The organism is Telluria sp. Soil_C_11 (assembly GCF_057657395.1).
The window spans coordinates 27,680-41,642 of record NZ_JBDGIN010000018.1 but is presented as its reverse complement, the minus strand read 5'-3'; the positions used below and the strand labels follow the sequence as shown (position 1 = coordinate 41,642).

Annotated in this window: 15 protein-coding genes; 6 read left to right on the top strand and 9 right to left on the bottom strand. The window is 65.5% G+C overall.

Going from position 1 to position 13,963, the window contains the following annotated elements; all coding sequences use genetic code 11:
- Positions 1-79: 79 nt before the first annotated feature.
- From AC3A6M_RS21390 to AC3A6M_RS21370, 5 genes are all read left to right on the top strand, one after another.
- The gene (locus AC3A6M_RS21390; RefSeq protein ID WP_487854735.1) at positions 80-1,012 is read left to right on the top strand and encodes a class I SAM-dependent methyltransferase; all 933 of its coding nucleotides are present in this window, start codon (positions 80-82) and stop codon (positions 1,010-1,012) included.
- Between the two features lie 238 nt (positions 1,013-1,250).
- Positions 1,251-1,451 carry a hypothetical protein gene (locus AC3A6M_RS21385; RefSeq protein WP_487854734.1) on the top strand — a complete coding sequence of 67 codons (201 nt, stop codon included), beginning with the start codon at positions 1,251-1,253 and terminating at the stop codon, positions 1,449-1,451.
- 124 nt (positions 1,452-1,575) lie between these two features.
- Positions 1,576-1,803 carry a DUF6139 family protein gene (locus AC3A6M_RS21380; RefSeq protein ID WP_487854733.1) on the top strand — a complete coding sequence of 76 codons (228 nt, stop codon included), beginning with the start codon at positions 1,576-1,578 and terminating at the stop codon, positions 1,801-1,803.
- Between the two features lie 119 nt (positions 1,804-1,922).
- A complete protein-coding gene (gene lpxO / locus AC3A6M_RS21375) occupies positions 1,923-2,822 on the top strand; it encodes a lipid A hydroxylase LpxO (RefSeq protein ID WP_487854732.1) in 900 nt (299 codons plus the stop codon).
- A 295-nt stretch (positions 2,823-3,117) separates the two neighbouring features.
- Positions 3,118-3,567 (top strand): pyridoxamine 5'-phosphate oxidase family protein, encoded by a 450-nt coding sequence (locus tag AC3A6M_RS21370; protein ID WP_487854731.1) that lies wholly within the window; start codon positions 3,118-3,120, stop codon positions 3,565-3,567.
- On the opposite strand, the gene AC3A6M_RS21365 is transcribed toward AC3A6M_RS21370, so the two are convergent.
- From AC3A6M_RS21365 to AC3A6M_RS21340, 6 genes are all read right to left on the bottom strand, one after another.
- Positions 3,564-4,025: a hypothetical protein gene (locus AC3A6M_RS21365; protein WP_487854730.1), complete on the bottom strand. Its 462-nt coding sequence runs from the start codon at positions 4,023-4,025 to the stop codon at positions 3,564-3,566. The genes AC3A6M_RS21370 and AC3A6M_RS21365 overlap by 4 nt on opposite strands.
- Before the next feature lie 66 nt (positions 4,026-4,091).
- Entirely contained in the window at positions 4,092-6,062 is a 1,971-nt protein-coding gene (locus AC3A6M_RS21360; RefSeq protein WP_487854729.1) for a peptidase U32 family protein, read from the bottom strand.
- 236 nt (positions 6,063-6,298) lie between these two features.
- Complete coding sequence (locus AC3A6M_RS21355) at positions 6,299-6,970, bottom strand: HNH endonuclease (protein WP_487854728.1); 672 nt, start codon at positions 6,968-6,970, stop codon at positions 6,299-6,301.
- Between the two features lie 76 nt (positions 6,971-7,046).
- Positions 7,047-7,304, bottom strand: a complete 258-nt coding sequence (locus tag AC3A6M_RS21350; protein WP_487854727.1) for a DUF6582 domain-containing protein — start codon at positions 7,302-7,304, stop codon at positions 7,047-7,049.
- A gap of 18 nt (positions 7,305-7,322) precedes the next feature.
- The gene (locus tag AC3A6M_RS21345) at positions 7,323-9,608 is read right to left on the bottom strand and encodes an FdhF/YdeP family oxidoreductase (RefSeq protein WP_487854726.1); all 2,286 of its coding nucleotides are present in this window, start codon (positions 9,606-9,608) and stop codon (positions 7,323-7,325) included.
- Positions 9,609-9,738: 130 nt separating this feature from the next.
- Positions 9,739-10,089: a hypothetical protein gene (locus AC3A6M_RS21340; protein ID WP_487854725.1), complete on the bottom strand. Its 351-nt coding sequence runs from the start codon at positions 10,087-10,089 to the stop codon at positions 9,739-9,741.
- Positions 10,090-10,282: 193 nt separating this feature from the next.
- Here AC3A6M_RS21340 and budC point away from each other — a divergent pair, with 193 nt between their 5' ends.
- Positions 10,283-11,044 (top strand): meso-2,3-butanediol dehydrogenase, encoded by a 762-nt coding sequence (gene budC / locus AC3A6M_RS21335; protein WP_487854724.1) that lies wholly within the window; start codon positions 10,283-10,285, stop codon positions 11,042-11,044.
- Positions 11,045-11,077: 33 nt separating this feature from the next.
- Here budC and AC3A6M_RS21330 read toward each other — a convergent pair whose 3' ends face one another.
- The 3 genes from AC3A6M_RS21330 to AC3A6M_RS21320 are packed head-to-tail and all read right to left on the bottom strand — an operon-like array spanning position 11,078 to position 13,845.
- The gene (locus AC3A6M_RS21330; protein ID WP_487854723.1) at positions 11,078-12,457 is read right to left on the bottom strand and encodes a serine hydrolase domain-containing protein; all 1,380 of its coding nucleotides are present in this window, start codon (positions 12,455-12,457) and stop codon (positions 11,078-11,080) included.
- 7 nt (positions 12,458-12,464) lie between these two features.
- Positions 12,465-13,373: a DUF2145 domain-containing protein gene (locus AC3A6M_RS21325; protein ID WP_487854722.1), complete on the bottom strand. Its 909-nt coding sequence runs from the start codon at positions 13,371-13,373 to the stop codon at positions 12,465-12,467.
- A 1-nt stretch (position 13,374) separates the two neighbouring features.
- Positions 13,375-13,845 carry a hypothetical protein gene (locus AC3A6M_RS21320; protein ID WP_487854721.1) on the bottom strand — a complete coding sequence of 157 codons (471 nt, stop codon included), beginning with the start codon at positions 13,843-13,845 and terminating at the stop codon, positions 13,375-13,377.
- Positions 13,846-13,963 lie beyond the last annotated feature (118 nt).

Sequence of the window (13,963 nt, the reverse complement as noted above, 5' to 3'; positions counted from 1 at the left end):
ATGCCCGTCAGCTCCGCGCATCGAAAAGCTTTCCCGTTGCAGATAATGCTTCCATGCAATCAACCGTGCAAGGAACACTATGCTGAACGAACGCGAAATCGAGAGCTGCTACCTGGGGCAGTTCATCCCGGTCCATTACCACCACAACATGCTGATGGACCAGAATCGCATGCACAGCTTCAAGTCGGCGATCTTCCACGCCGTCAAGCCGGGCGCCAAGGTCCTTGAACTGGGCGGCGGCACCGGCGTGCTGTCGTTCTTTGCCGCGCAGGCCGCCGACAAGGTCTATTGCGTCGAGTTCAATCCGGACATGGTGCGCGAAGCCCGCAAGTTCCTGGCCATGAACCAGAACGGCCACAAGGTCGAGGTGATCCATGCCGATGCCTTCAACTACCTGCCGCCGGAACCGGTCGACATCGTGATCTGCGAGATGATCCATGTCGGCATGCTGCGCGAGAAGCAGGTCGAGGTGATCGAATCGTTCAAGCGCCGCTACCTGGCCCGCTTTGGCGGCCCGCTGCCGGTCTTCCTGCCCGAAGCCGTCATCATGGCGGCCCAGCCGCTGCAGCAGGAATACGATTTCGAAGGCTTCCAGGCCCCGATCGTGCAGTTCCAGCCGACCAACGTCATCTATCCCGGCACCGTCGAGCTGGCCCAGCCGGGCGTGTACAGCATCATGGACTTCAGCCAGCCGGTCGATTCCCTGGTCGCCTGGGAAGGCCAGTTCCTGATCGAGAAGGCCGGCCGCCTGAACGCGCTGCGTTTCATCACCAAGAACGTGCTGTCGATCATCGAAGAATACGGCACCACGATCGACTGGCTGAACCACTACATGATGCTGCCGCTGGCCAAGCCGCTGGACGTACAGGCCGGCGACGTGGTGCAGGTCAGCTTCGCCTATCGCTGCGGCGGTTCGATTCCGTCGCTGGAGGCGTCGATCCGCACCGAGCTGGTGGGGCGTGTGCAGGAAGAGGCCGTCGGCGAGCAGCTTGGGGCGGACGTGTACGCCTGAGCTAAAAGCTGAATGAAAAACTTGGCGGGAACGACGTACCAGCGTTGCAGCCAGTAACTTGCAAACGTCGTTCCCGCGAAGGCGGGAATCCAAGTTCTCCCATTACTCCACACCCCATTCACCCCCGCGTTTCCCCCGCCCATCCCCGCCAGCGACCATTCATCGCATCGGCATTGCCCCCGGCGCCACTTGTCACTACAGTCACAGCATCGACGACCCTCTGCCGAAGGAGCGAACAATGCTTGGTTTCCTTGCCTGGTTGCTGCTGCTGTTCCTGTGCTGGCCGTTGGCCCTGCTGGCGCTGTTCCTGTATCCGCTGGTGTGGCTGGTCCTGCTGCCGTTCCGGCTGCTCGGCATCGGCGTGGAAGCCGTGTTCCAGTTGTTGCGCGCCATCGTGCTGCTGCCGGCGCGGGTGCTGGGGGCGTCGCCGGGGCGCTGAGCGCCTCAAAGTTTCTTGTCTCTAATCCAGTGTGCGCCGACTAACAGACCGTGCTCCGTCCTTCGCCTATCGTGGGCATACTGATGGCTTTCATTCGTCAGCCATGCTTAGAAAGGAAACGACTATGCGCCTGGATATTTACCGCAGAGCCGAACAGGACGGCAAGTTCTCGTACCTGGCGGTGCCCGAAACCCGCAATATTCCCGAGGAAGCCACGAATACCGACTGGGAAGTCGAAGCCCGCGCTGTCGAAGTGGACGACGACGCCCAGCAGATCGAGGATTACGACATCCAGAACCTGACCGGCCAGCTGGCCGAAAAAGGGTACGCCGTCACCTCCACGATGCACTGACGCCACAAGTCGCAGCCGGAAACCGGCCGCTCCGCCGATTGCGCGGAGGGCCGGCGCACGGCTGCGCGTCGCATATGGTATCCTTGCCCTCCGTTTAGACAGGTGCAAGTGGAGGCGTAATGAAGTGGGCAGTCGTCGGTTTTCTCATCCTTTCCGTCCTGCACATCCATTTCCGCGGCAAGGTGCGCCTGCCGTTCGGCCGCCAGCTGTTCGACCATTCGTCGTTCATGGCCCCGATCAATATCTTCATGCACCTGTTTTCCAAGGTGCCGAGCACGCCCTACATCCCGGTACGCGAATTCCCCGAGCTGGACGTCCTGCAGCAGAACTGGGAGGTGATCCGCGAAGAAGCGCTGCACCTGGTCGCGCTGCAAAAGATCAAGGCGTCCGAAGAGAACAATGACGCCGGCTTCAACTCCTTCTTCAAGACCGGCTGGAAGCGCTTCTACCTGAAGTGGTACGACGCCAGCCATCCCTCGGCCGAGCGCCTGTGCCCCAGGACCTATGCGCTGCTGCAGGGCATTCCCTCGGTGAAGGCGGCCATGTTCGCCGAGCTGCCGCCGGGCGCAAAATTAAACCCGCACCGCGACCCCTTCGCCGGTTCGATGCGCTACCACCTGGGCCTGGCCACGCCGAACGACGACCGCTGCTTCATCGAAGTCGACGGCCAGCGCTACAGCTGGCGCGACGGCCAGGGCGTGATCTTCGACGAAACCTTCATCCACTGGGCCGAGAACACTTCCGGCCGCGACCGCGTGATCCTGTTCTGCGACGTCGAACGCCCGCTGCGCTTCCGCTGGGCGCAGGCGGTCAACCGCTGGCTGGGCCGCACCATGATGACGGCCGCCGCCTCGCCCAACGAGACCGGCGACCAGACCGGCCTGGTGAGCAAGCTGTTTCGTATCTCGCACGTGATGGGCCAGTACCGCCGCCGCTACAAGGCCTGGAACAAGACCGCGTACAAGGCGACCAAGGTGTTGCTGATCGTGGGCCTGGCCGCGCTGGTCTACTACCTCTAAGCCACGCCCGACCGGGAACGGCGCGCCAGCCCGCAAGGGTGGCGCGCCGTTTTCATTGTGTAAGCGTGGTGGAACGAGAGACGTCGTGGCGTGCGTTTCCGGATCGTGTCCAAAGCTACAATCTCCCCGTCCCCTGTCGATACGGAGGGAATGTGTTCGATATGGACCGGCTGCTGGCGCGGCCATCTCCTCTCGGGCGGCCCGTTGCGGGGCCGGGATTGCACACGATCCCGCCGGAGATCGCGCAAGCGGCGGTCGAGCGTCTGGTGGCGGGCACACGGCAAGAGGAGGGATGATGGAAAGGGGGCAGCAGGATTTCGTCCTGCAGGTGCTGGACACGGCGCAGGACCTCACGCTGGCGACCATCCGCGCGGATGGCTATCCGCAGGCGACCACGGTCAGCTTCGCCCACGACGACATGGCGATCTATGTCGGGATCGGGCGCAACAGCCAGAAGGCGGAGAACATCCGCGGCAACGGCAAGGTGTCGTTGACGATCAACCTGCCGTACCACGACTGGCGCGAGATCCGCGGCCTGTCGATGAGCGGCATCGCCGAACTGCTCGACGACCCTCGGGAAGCGGCCGCTGCGGCTGCCTGCCTGGAGCGGCGCTTCCCGGCGGTGTCGGAATGGTGCGGGCCGGACATGGCGCATGAAGTCGCCTTCGTGCGGATCCGGCCGCAGATGGTGTCGGTGATCGATTACTCGAAAGGCTTCGGGCACACCGAACTGGTCAACGCCTAGCGGACGCGGCGTACCTTGGGCGAGTTGTTGGTGCCTTCGATTTCCAGGAACAGGGTGCCGAACACATTCCGCGTCACCTTGACCTTCGGGTTCTTCATGGGCGCGAGCACGGCGCTGCTGCCGTCGACCACGCGCCAGACCTGGCCGTTGGCGAGGCGGATCTGCGCGCCCGGCTCCCAGCCTCCGAAGTTGCCCTCGATCGTGCTTTCGATCGATTGCGGCTCGGCTTCCTTGCGCTGGACCTGCTCCAGGCCGAAGCGCTGCTCGGCGGTCGCGGCAGCGGCAGCCAGCGTGGCGGCCGGCCGGGCGCCGACCGGGATCCTGTCGTAGCAGGCCAGGCGCGCCTGGGAATCGCCCAGTGCGCGGCATGTGAGGATGGCGGCGTCGTCGGCCAGGGCGGCGCCGGAGGCCGACAGCAGGGACAGGATCAGCAGCGCGGGCAAGCGGGGAAGGGTCATCGAGCTCTTTCGAAAAAATGGCTGAGCTCGATTATAGTGCCGCCGATCCGCCCTGTGTCAGCGCCGTTAAGCCCGGGGACGCTGGCGGTGGAACACCAGCGGGCTGTACGGAATGGCCGAGGGCGGCGGCGAATTCAGGATGTGGGGCTTCATCGCGCCGATGATGTGCATCTCGCAGGGCTTGCAGTCGAACTTCAGGGTGTAGCGCTCTTCGCCGCTGACCAGGGTCATCGGCTCGGCGCGGACCTGGCCCTGCACACCCTGCACGCCCTTGGCCTGCTTCGGGCACAGGTTGAAGGAGAAACGCAGGCAGTGCTTGGTGATCATCAGCGAGACTTCGCCCGGCTCCTCGTGCGCCTCGTAGGCCGCGGCGATCAGCTGCACGCCGTGCTTGTGGTAGAAGGCGCGCGCCTTCTCGTTGTAGACGTTGGCCAGGTAGCTGAGCTGGGCTTCCGGATAGACGGCCGGCGGCTCGACCGGCTGCGCGCGCTCCGGACGCTCCCAGCTGGCCAGGCGCGCCGCCTCGTGCCCGGCGATGGCGTCGCGGCGCAGCGCGTTGATGCTGCTTGCCGGCACGAACCACGGCTGCGACAGCTGCAGCACGATGGCGCGCGCCTCGAACATGGTGTTACCCAGCTTGCCGAGGCTGGTGCGCAGGCCGGCTTCGGCGGCTGACGCCTGCTGCGCGGGCTGCAGCGCCAGCGCGGCGTCGGTGTGGCTGGTGATGCCGTCTTCGTCGGTGACGCTCAGGCGCAGGCCGCCGTCGACCTCGGACAGCAACAGCTCGACCGCCACCTTGCGCTCGGACGATTTCTTGGTCAGCGCCGATTCCCACTGGTGGTCGCGGTTGCGGCTGACCACGGTGCCGACCTTCAGGCCCGCCAGGCTGGACACCGCTTCGTTCGGGAACACGCGCCAGCGCTGGCCCTCGGCATCTTCGCCCAGCTTCTGCACGGTATTCGCCTGGATGCCGACCGTCTCGCGCTTGTGCATGTAGTTCAGGCCGTCGCCATTCGCCATCGGCGCATTGGTGACGAGGTCGAAATTGTCGCCGCCGATGCGCGCCACCGTGCCCAGCTCGACACCCACGTATTTCGGCGAATCGAAGGCGCCGATGGTCTGCTGGCGGCCGGTGGCGAAATAGTCGGTGTGGCCGCGGTGGAAGTTCTTGTCGACGTCCGGCGTGAACAGGACATTCGTGCGGCCGCTCGAGGCGCGCGCCAGTTCCGGACGGCGCTCCATGATCTCGTCCAGCAGCAGGCGGTAGTGGGCGGTGATGTTCTTCACATAGCCCATGTCCTTGTAGCGGCCCTCGATCTTGAACGAGCGGATGCCGGCGTCGATCAGCGCTTCCAGGTTGCGGCTCTGGTCATTGTCCTTCATCGACAGCAGGTGCTTTTCGAAGGCGACCACGCGGCCCTGGCCGTCGCTCAGGGTGTACGGCAGGCGGCAGGCCTGCGAGCAGTCGCCGCGGTTGGCGCTGCGGCCATTGTCGGCGTGCGAGATATAGCACTGGCCCGAGAAGGCGACGCACAGGGCGCCGTGGATGAAGTATTCGAGGGGCGTGTCGACCTGGGCGCGCACCGCCCTGATCTGCTCGATGGTCAGCTCGCGCGCCAGCACCAGCTGCGAGAAGCCGACCTGGCTGAGGAACTTCGCCTTTTCGACCGTGCGGATATCGCACTGGGTCGAGGCGTGCATCTGGATCGGCGGCAGGTCCAGCTCCAGCAGGCCCATGTCCTGGATGATCAGGGCGTCGACGCCGGCGTTGTACAGGTCCCAGATCTGCCGGCGCGCGGTATCCAGCTCGGCGTCGTGCATGATCGTATTCATGGTCACGAAGATGCGCGAGCGGTAGCGGTGCGCGAATTCGACCAGGGCCGCGATGTCTTCCAGCGGGTTGCTGGCGTTGTGGCGAGCGCCGAAGGCCGGGCCGCCGATGTACACCGCGTCCGCGCCGTGCAGGATGGCTTCGCGGCCGATCTCGGCGGTTTTGGCGGGGGACAGCAGTTCGAGCTGGTGGGCGAGCAGTGACATGGGGACATTCCTGGCGAATCGGTGGGCCGAAAGGCGGAAATTATAGTCGGATCAAGGGTTTATGTCACCGCGGGTGGTGAGTGTTTGCGTGACGCATCACATTTTAGAATTGGGAGTGTGGAATTGGCAAAGCGGGTTGTACATGACAACGCACTTCCTACGGAACCAAGCCAGGCTATCAATGATTCCCATCGTGGTGTTTTACAGTTAAACCCTACCATTGATGGGCAGCAGCCTCAAAGGTTTGCGAAGCGCCAATGCTGTGTTAGGGCTTCGTAAGAAGGCCGCTGTGATGGTTCCTGTGGTTCACGCAGTGAGCAACTATCAAAATTTTTGTAATAAGGGTCTGCATCGGCGACAACCGGCGAGATGCGAACCATTCGGGTTGAAGGATCCGCAGCTATAAATCCTAAGTCCCATAAGCTGTGTATGTCAGCCCGCAGTAAAAGCCCGTTAGCAATGTGGTTCGTATAAGCCCCGAGATAAGGCGTGATATGCGCAGCCTCTAGGAGGGACGTAACCCTACACCCAGTAACTGCGCAGCAACCGGAATATGCATCTAGCAAACTGTTACGGAACTGCCCTTGTCCTTGCCTCGTTACCACTTCACGAATTGTTCGCCGTCGGGCATCATTTTCAGGAGTTGGCTTAAACCTATCTGTATCTCCGCTACTGGTAGGCGCAACAGTCGTGTTGTCCGAAGAATCCAGCGCGACCCAACGAACGGTGTCATGCATGTACCGAAATTCCCTCATCGCGCCCATACGTTCTTGATATGTTGGCGGGAAGACAACAATATCGCCGACTAAGCTCAGGTAATCATCTAACGTCTGTGATCCCAAGATAGCTTGGTAAAAAGCGCGTCGTGGATCATCCGCCTGGTTCGCACGACGGATGATTTGTTTCATGTTTAAAATTTTTATTATTGGCATGGACGGAGCCTCGAATAAGGTTGCTGACTGCAAGGTGCGCCACGCGCTCCTCTCAGCGCTTGTCTTTCTTTGCCGACCCAATCTCCCGCCAATCCTTCTCGTTGACTTCCACATCGAACTTCTTCGCCGCCGCACGAATCCGCGCCCAGGCCTCATCCCGCTCCTTGTCCGTCACACCCTCGACCTGATTGAAGCGCGCGATGGCATTGCGCACGTGAGTCGCATCCTCCAGCGGTTCCTTGCGCTGCTTGGGAAACGCGTATTCCCGACCGGGGATCTCGTCCCGGTCTTCCTGATCCAGCTTGCTCATGGGGCCTCCCGAAAAAAATCACCTTGCTGCCTGAATACGGATCGCAATCGACTTCGCCGCCGGCACGAAACTCTCCTTCGCATGGTGCCACAGCGGCAGCAGCGGATTGCATTCCGGGTAGTAGCCGGCCACGCAGCCGGCCGGCACCGGATATTCCATCACCCGCAAGCCGTCCACCTTGCGCTCGACGCCGTCATTGGTGGCGGTGCTGGCCGTGACCCGTTCGCCGTCGCGCAGGCCGCGCGCGTCCATGTCGGCGCGCGACATCAAGAGCACCTTGCGGTCGCCTTCCACGCCGCGGAAGCGGTCGTCCAGGCTGTAGATCGTAGTGTTGAACTGGCCGTCGCTGCGCACCGTGAACAGGCGCAGGGTGTCGGGGTGGTCCGGCATGTCCGGATCGACGGCCAGGCTGTCCGGCACCGTGAAATTCGCCTTGCCGTTCGGGGTCTTCCACTGGCGCTGGGCGGCGGCGACCGGTTTGCGGAAACCGCCCGGCGTCCACATGCGCGCATTGAAGTCGTGGAAGATCTCCGGGTAGGTCTCGGCGATGGCGTCGCGGATTTTGCTGTAATCGCTTACCCAGGCGTCCCAGTCGAGCTTCGGGTTGGGCGGCAGCAGCGCCTTGGCGATGCCGGCCACGATCGCCGGTTCCGACAGCAGCGTGTCCGCCGCCGGTTCGGCCATCCCGCGCGAGCCGTGCATGCAGCCGGTCGAATCTTCGACCGACACGGCCTGCTCGACCCCACCCTGGCGGTCGATCTCGATCCGGCCCAGGCAAGGCAGGATGTAGGCGGCCTGGCCATGCACCAGGTGGCTGCGGTTCAGTTTCGTCGATATCTGCACCGTCAGCGGCAGCGCGCGCCAGGCGGCGTCCATCGGCCCGTGGTCGGGGACGGCGCGCACCAGGTTGCCGCCCAGGCTGACCAGCGCCTTCACCTTGCCGTCCTGGATGCCCTTGCAGGCTTCGACGGTGTTCATGCCCTTGTCGCGCGGCGGCTCGAAGCCGTACTGCTCCTTCAGTTTGTCGAGCGGCGCCAGCTCCGGCTTTTCCGTGATCCCGACCGTGCGCTGGCCCTGCACGTTGGAGTGGCCGCGCACCGGGCAGATGCCGGCGCCCGGCTTGCCGATGTTCCCGCGCAGCAGGAGCAGGTTGACCAGCATCTGCACGTTCTGGACGCCGTTGCGGTGCTGGGTCAGGCCCATGCCGTAGACGCCGATCACGGCCTTCGCGCCCATGTAGACGCGCGCGGCGTCGCGCAGGTCGGCGCGGCCGATGCCGGCTTCCTGCTCGATCTCGCTCCAGGAGGTGGTGCGCACCTTGTCCGCGAATGCATCGAAGCCGTGGGTGTGCACGGCGAGGAAGGCATGGTCGAGGGCGGAGGCTTCGCCGCGTTTCGCCAGGGCTTCGTCTTCCTCGATCACGGCCTTGCAGATCCCCATCAGCGCGGCCGTGTCGCCGCCCGCCCTGAGCTGGTGGTACTGGGTGCTGATCGGCGTCTCGTGGTTGGTCAGCATCTCGGTGGGCGATTGCGGATTGACGAAGCTGACCAGGCCGCGCTCGCGCAGCGGGTTGAAGGTGATGATCGGCACGCCGCGCCGGCGCGCCTCCTGCAACTGGTGCAGCATGCGCGGGCTGTTCACGCCCACGTTCTGGCCGAAGAACAGGATGCAGTCGGTCTTTTCGAAATCGTCCAGCACCACGGTGCCGATCGGGACGCCGATGCTTTTGGGCAGCGCCACCGAAGTGCTTTCGTGGCACATGTTCGAACTGTCCGGCAGGTTATTGTTGCCGTACATGCGCGCCAGCAGCTGGTACATGTATGACGTTTCCAGCGAGGCGCGGCCGGAGCTGTAGAACACCACGCTCTTCGGATCGAGCCGGCGCAGGTGGTCGCCGATCTCGCTGAAGGCCTGGCTCCAGGAAATCGGCAGGTATTTATCGGAGGCGGCGTCGTAGCGCAGCGGCACCGTGAGCCGGCCGGCATCCTCGAGGTCGTGGTCGTGCCAGCGTTCGAGCTCGCGTACCGTGTGGCGGGCGAAGAAATCAGCATCGATGTGCTTGCTGGTGATTTCCCAGGCGGTGGCCTTGGCGCCGCTTTCGCAGAACTCGGCCGGATGCGGGTGCGCGGGCTTGGCCCAGGCGCAGCTGACGCAGGCATAGCCGTCCGGCTTGTTCTGCTTGAGCAGGATCGCGGCGCGCTGCGGAGGCACCCGCTCCTGGATCAGGATGCTGCCGACTTCCTTCAGGGAACCCCAGCCGCCTGAAGGGATCCTGGGTTCATGGCTGCCGCCTTCCTTGTCCATCGCTGCCGCCCTCGCTCGTTGTGGGACGCCAGCATCGCGCTGGAACTGCCGCCTGTCTGTTCGGGAGTTCACGTAATCGGCGTGGCGCTGGCCGGCGAGCCGGGCGCACCGGGCGGCAGCGGGCGCCGGCTCAGACGGTAACCAGCGCCAGCAGCTCGCTGCGGTCCTCGGCGCGCTGGCACTGGGCCGTGGTGCGGTCCCACAGCAGGAACATGCCATACGCCCAGTTGGCGACCAGTTCGCTTTCGGAAGCCGGCTTGCTGGCCGCGTCGCCGGTCAGGCGCAGGATTTCGGTGCGGGTGAGGGTGGTCAGGTGCTCGTAGTTCCAGTCGTCCTTCGGCATCATCTTCTGGCGCGCGCGGTAGCGGCGGGCCCGTTCCGCGTCGCTGAGCTTGTCGGCCTTGGGCGGGCGCCCGCGCTTGCGCGCGACGGCGGCGTCGAGGGCGAGTTCGATGGTGCGTTGGTCTTCCGGCTGTTTCATGGCGTTCGGTTATTGGCGGGAGCACCACATTATTCGTGATGCGTTACGTTAAGGCAAGTGTGTCCAATGGAGAATTCTCCAGCCGGGATGCGTAAGGTTGCCTGGTAGCACTGAAGCGCGGCCCTGGTGGCTGCCGTGATATCGTCGGACCAGTGCCTGGTCGATCCGCTTTCGTCCCCAACAAAGGAATCCGATGAACCGCTTTCAAGGAAAAACTGTACTCGTTACCGGCGCCGCTTCCGGCATCGGCCTGGCCGCCGCGCGCCGGTTTCTCGATGAAGGCGCGTGCGTCGTCATGCTCGATATCGACGAAGCCGCCCTCAAGAAAGCCGCGGCGGGACTGCCGCAGGACCGCGTGCTCGTGCAGGTGGGCGACACCGCCGACAGGGAAACCGCGGCCAGGGCGGTCAAGGCGGCCGTCGACCGCTTCGGCGGGCTGCATATCCTGGTCAACAACGCCGGCGTGGCGACCGAGGGCGACATCATGCAGACCAGTGAGGAAGACTTCGCGCGTGTCATGGCGGTCAATGTGGCCGGTTACTTCCACATGGCCAAGGCGGCGATGCCCGAACTGGTGAAGGTACGCGGCGCGATCGTCATGACTTCTTCCGTATCCGGACTGGGCGGCGACTGGAATACCTTCGCCTACAACACCTCGAAAGGCGCGGTCAGCAACATGGTGCGGGCGATGGCGCTGGATGCGGGAAAGGACGGTGTGCGGGTAAACGCCGTCAACCCGAGCTTCACGAAGACCGGGATGACCGAGGATATGCTGCAGGATCCGGAACTGGTCGCGAAGTTCAGGGAGCGCATGCCGCTCGGTGCGCCCGAGGACCCGGAAGGCGTGGCGGCGGCGATGGCTTTCCTCGCGAGCGACGATGCGCGCCTGATCACCGGCGTCAACCTGCCGGTCGATGCGGGCCTGGGGGCATCCAACGGGCAGCCGCCGATGTAATCGCGTGACGCGTCACGGATTTGTGACGCCGGGTCACAAATCGCCTGGCGCCGGCGCGATCGCCGCGCGGTACAGGGCGTCGGTGATCCGCTCCTGGAAGCGCGCCTCGGACGAGAACCTGCCCGGCTGCTTGTCGGGATCGGCGCCGACCCCGGTGCTCACGTAGATCATGCCGTCGTTGGTCGCCGGATCGAACGCGAACAGCGCGTTCAGGCCCCAGGACCAGCCGAGGTGGCCGACACCGGTAAAGCCCCCGCCCTCGACCAGCCGGTCGCCGCTCGCATGGCCGTCGCGCACGATGCTGGTGTCCGTAAACTGCTGGTTGCCCAGCCCCCAGGCGTGGTACAGGCCCTTGTAGCTGCCGCCGTCGCCGTTGGCGCTGCCGTTCGTCCCGCCGCGGTGCAGGGTCCACTGGCGGCTGAACAGCGTGGCGACGGTGTGCGGCGCCAGGATCGGGCGCCCGCCGTGGCGTCCGCCATGCATCAGCATCAGCATGATCTGCGCCAGTTCGCCCGTGGAGATGCGCAGGCTGCCCTGCGGGCCGAAGATGGTGCCGTTGCTGCCGGTCTTGTAGCTGTCCAGTCCCGGCGGCGCGCCCGGGACCTCCTTGCCGAAATCGTCGGCCTGGGCGATCCAGGGGCCGTTTGCATCCCAGACCTCGTCGCCGTCCTTCTCCCGCTTGCGGTACAGGGTGGCGACGTCGCCGATCCGGGCCGGCGCGAAGTCGGCCAGGTAAAAGCCGGCCTTCAGGCCCATCGGGTCGAAGATCAGGCGCCGCATCAAACGGTCGAAGCGTTCGCCGGTGGCCGCCTCCATCACGGTGGCGAGCAGGCCCCAGTTGAAGTTCACGTACTCGAACCAGGCGCCGGGCGCATGCGCGTTCGACCACATCGCGCCCGTGCCGTAGCGGCGCCCGCCGGGAAGCAGGACTTCGTTCAGGCCGACGCCGGGATCCCACTTGAAGCCGCCCTCGTCGCGCAGGCTGGAGGTGTGCGTGAGCAGCATGCGCAGGGTGATCGGCGTGTCCGGGAAATGCGGGTTGCGCAGGCGGTAGCCGAGGACGTCGCCGATGTCGGCGTCGAGCGCCAGCCTGCCTTGCTCGACCAGTTTCATGGCGCCCAGCGCGGTCACGAATTTCGAGACCGAGGCGACGCGGAACATGGTGTCGTCGTCGATCGGCTGCGCCGCGCCGCCGGCGCCGGCCAGGCGCTTGCTGCCGAAATGCCGGCGGTAGACGATCTCGCCGTGGCGGATCGCGACCACGGACAGGCCGGGCAGCGGCATCGCAGGGTCGTCGACGATGGCTTGCAGCCGGCGCGTGAGCGCGTCGGCCTGCGGTTCGGGCAGCGGCGCGGCGCCGGCGGCGGACAGGAGGGACAGGGCGAGCATCGGGATCAGGCGTTTCATCGGCATGGGCTGGTCAGGGCGCCAGGGCGATCACCTCGTCCCCGGGGCGTGGTTCGCAGCGGGCGTCGAGCGGCTCCCAGCCGCGGTGCACGACGATGTGCCGGGTGTCGTGGCACAACTCGACGCGGCGCGCCCGGGGCGCCCGCTGGCGCACGAAATCTTCGATGGCCGCCGGCACGCTCACGCGCAGCGCCAGCGCGTAGACATCGTCGAGCGGATGGTCGTCGACGTGCAGCAGCGGCACGAACTGGCCGGCGAACATCAGCCAGCGCGACGGCACCTTGACCGGCCCGGCCGTGTAGCCCTGCTCGCGCAGCCAGGCCTGGGCGCGCTCGCGGGCCGCTTCCTGGCTGCCGAGATGGCCCCAGGCGCTGGCCAGCATCTCGGCCACCCACTGGTTGCAGTTCTGGTAGCGCGTGCCGAAGGCGTAGGCGTTGGCGCTGTAGCGGCCGGCCAGCAGCGCCAGCGCCAGGCGCCGGTCGCGCGCGGCCTGCTCGAGCTGCGCGCCGTCCTCGCCGTCGAGGAAGACCAGCGCGATGTGGCCCGCGCCCGGCGCATCGGCGCCCAGCGCGAAACCCGGCACGCCCTGGTCGAACAGGCGCGGACGCGATTCGTCGCAAGCGTAATACAGCTGGCGCACGGCCCAGGAGCCGGCCGCATCGTCCTTCAGCGCGACGCCGGCGTGCGAATACAGCAGGCCGAAGCGGCTCAGGTCGAGGCCCGCGCGCGAGATCAGCGCGACGCGCCCGCCCGACGCGTCGAGTTGCTGCTTGACCGCACCGGCAAAGCGCAGCACGCGGTCCTGTTCGAGGGCGCTGACTTCCTTGCCGCGCTCGCAGAAGGTCGGGATGCCGGCCCAGGCGCCCGCGCTGGCGCCGAGGCCCGCCGCCGCCAGCAAGGCGGCGGCAAGACGGCGCAACATATCAGATGGTGACCTTGCGCGAACCGAGTTCGCGGTACCAGTCGTCCTGCAGGGCCAGGAAGAACGGCTGCCGGGTGTCGGCGTAGGCGAATTCGTAGCCGTAAACACGTTCGTTGACGTGCACCAGCGCGCCGGCGCCGACCGCACGCGCGGCCAGGGCGCGGTTCGGCACGTCGAGGGTGAATTCCTGGGCGAGGTCGCCGCCGACCGGACGCAGGGTCAGGCGGGTGGTGTCGGCCTTGGCCGGCGCCTGGGCGATGTCGATCACGCGGTAGTCGCCGGCGGTGACGCGGCGGTCGCGGTCGCGGTTCGAGCTGTTGCTGGACGAGCCGATCGAATCGGAAATGCTGGCGGACGAGGCCGATCCGGCGCTGGAGGCGGAGGAAGCGACGCTGTCGGCGTAGGCCGGCGCCGCGCAGGCGGTGACAAACGTGGCGAGGAACAGGGCGCGGCGAAGGGTGGTGAAGGTCATGATGAGGCTTTCGTAAACAGGCAGAACGGCGCTAATGGTACATGGCCGGAGCCGGACTGCACAGCTTCGCAGGAATCGGGCGGGAATTTTCGTCCGCGCGGCCGGCTTCGCTCCACAC

What these genes read in the sequence shown, in the direction of transcription:
- AC3A6M_RS21370 (WP_487854731.1), top strand. Translation starts at nt 3,118, where the DNA reads ATGGAAAGGGGGCAGCAGGATTTCGTCCTGCAGGTGCTGGACACGGCG.
- AC3A6M_RS21330 (WP_487854723.1), bottom strand. Translation starts at nt 12,457, where the DNA reads ATGCCGATGAAACGCCTGATCCCGATGCTCGCCCTGTCCCTCCTGTCC.
- AC3A6M_RS21325 (WP_487854722.1), bottom strand. Translation starts at nt 13,373, where the DNA reads ATGTTGCGCCGTCTTGCCGCCGCCTTGCTGGCGGCGGCGGGCCTCGGC.
- lpxO (WP_487854732.1), top strand. Translation starts at nt 1,923, where the DNA reads ATGAAGTGGGCAGTCGTCGGTTTTCTCATCCTTTCCGTCCTGCACATC.
- AC3A6M_RS21355 (WP_487854728.1), bottom strand. Translation starts at nt 6,970, where the DNA reads ATGAAACAAATCATCCGTCGTGCGAACCAGGCGGATGATCCACGACGC.
- AC3A6M_RS21380 (WP_487854733.1), top strand. Translation starts at nt 1,576, where the DNA reads ATGCGCCTGGATATTTACCGCAGAGCCGAACAGGACGGCAAGTTCTCG.
- budC (WP_487854724.1), top strand. Translation starts at nt 10,283, where the DNA reads ATGAACCGCTTTCAAGGAAAAACTGTACTCGTTACCGGCGCCGCTTCC.
- AC3A6M_RS21390 (WP_487854735.1), top strand. Translation starts at nt 80, where the DNA reads ATGCTGAACGAACGCGAAATCGAGAGCTGCTACCTGGGGCAGTTCATC.
- AC3A6M_RS21360 (WP_487854729.1), bottom strand. Translation starts at nt 6,062, where the DNA reads ATGTCACTGCTCGCCCACCAGCTCGAACTGCTGTCCCCCGCCAAAACC.
- AC3A6M_RS21350 (WP_487854727.1), bottom strand. Translation starts at nt 7,304, where the DNA reads ATGAGCAAGCTGGATCAGGAAGACCGGGACGAGATCCCCGGTCGGGAA.
- AC3A6M_RS21345 (WP_487854726.1), bottom strand. Translation starts at nt 9,608, where the DNA reads ATGGACAAGGAAGGCGGCAGCCATGAACCCAGGATCCCTTCAGGCGGC.
- AC3A6M_RS21320 (WP_487854721.1), bottom strand. Translation starts at nt 13,845, where the DNA reads ATGACCTTCACCACCCTTCGCCGCGCCCTGTTCCTCGCCACGTTTGTC.
- AC3A6M_RS21340 (WP_487854725.1), bottom strand. Translation starts at nt 10,089, where the DNA reads ATGAAACAGCCGGAAGACCAACGCACCATCGAACTCGCCCTCGACGCC.
- AC3A6M_RS21365 (WP_487854730.1), bottom strand. Translation starts at nt 4,025, where the DNA reads ATGACCCTTCCCCGCTTGCCCGCGCTGCTGATCCTGTCCCTGCTGTCG.
- AC3A6M_RS21385 (WP_487854734.1), top strand. Translation starts at nt 1,251, where the DNA reads ATGCTTGGTTTCCTTGCCTGGTTGCTGCTGCTGTTCCTGTGCTGGCCG.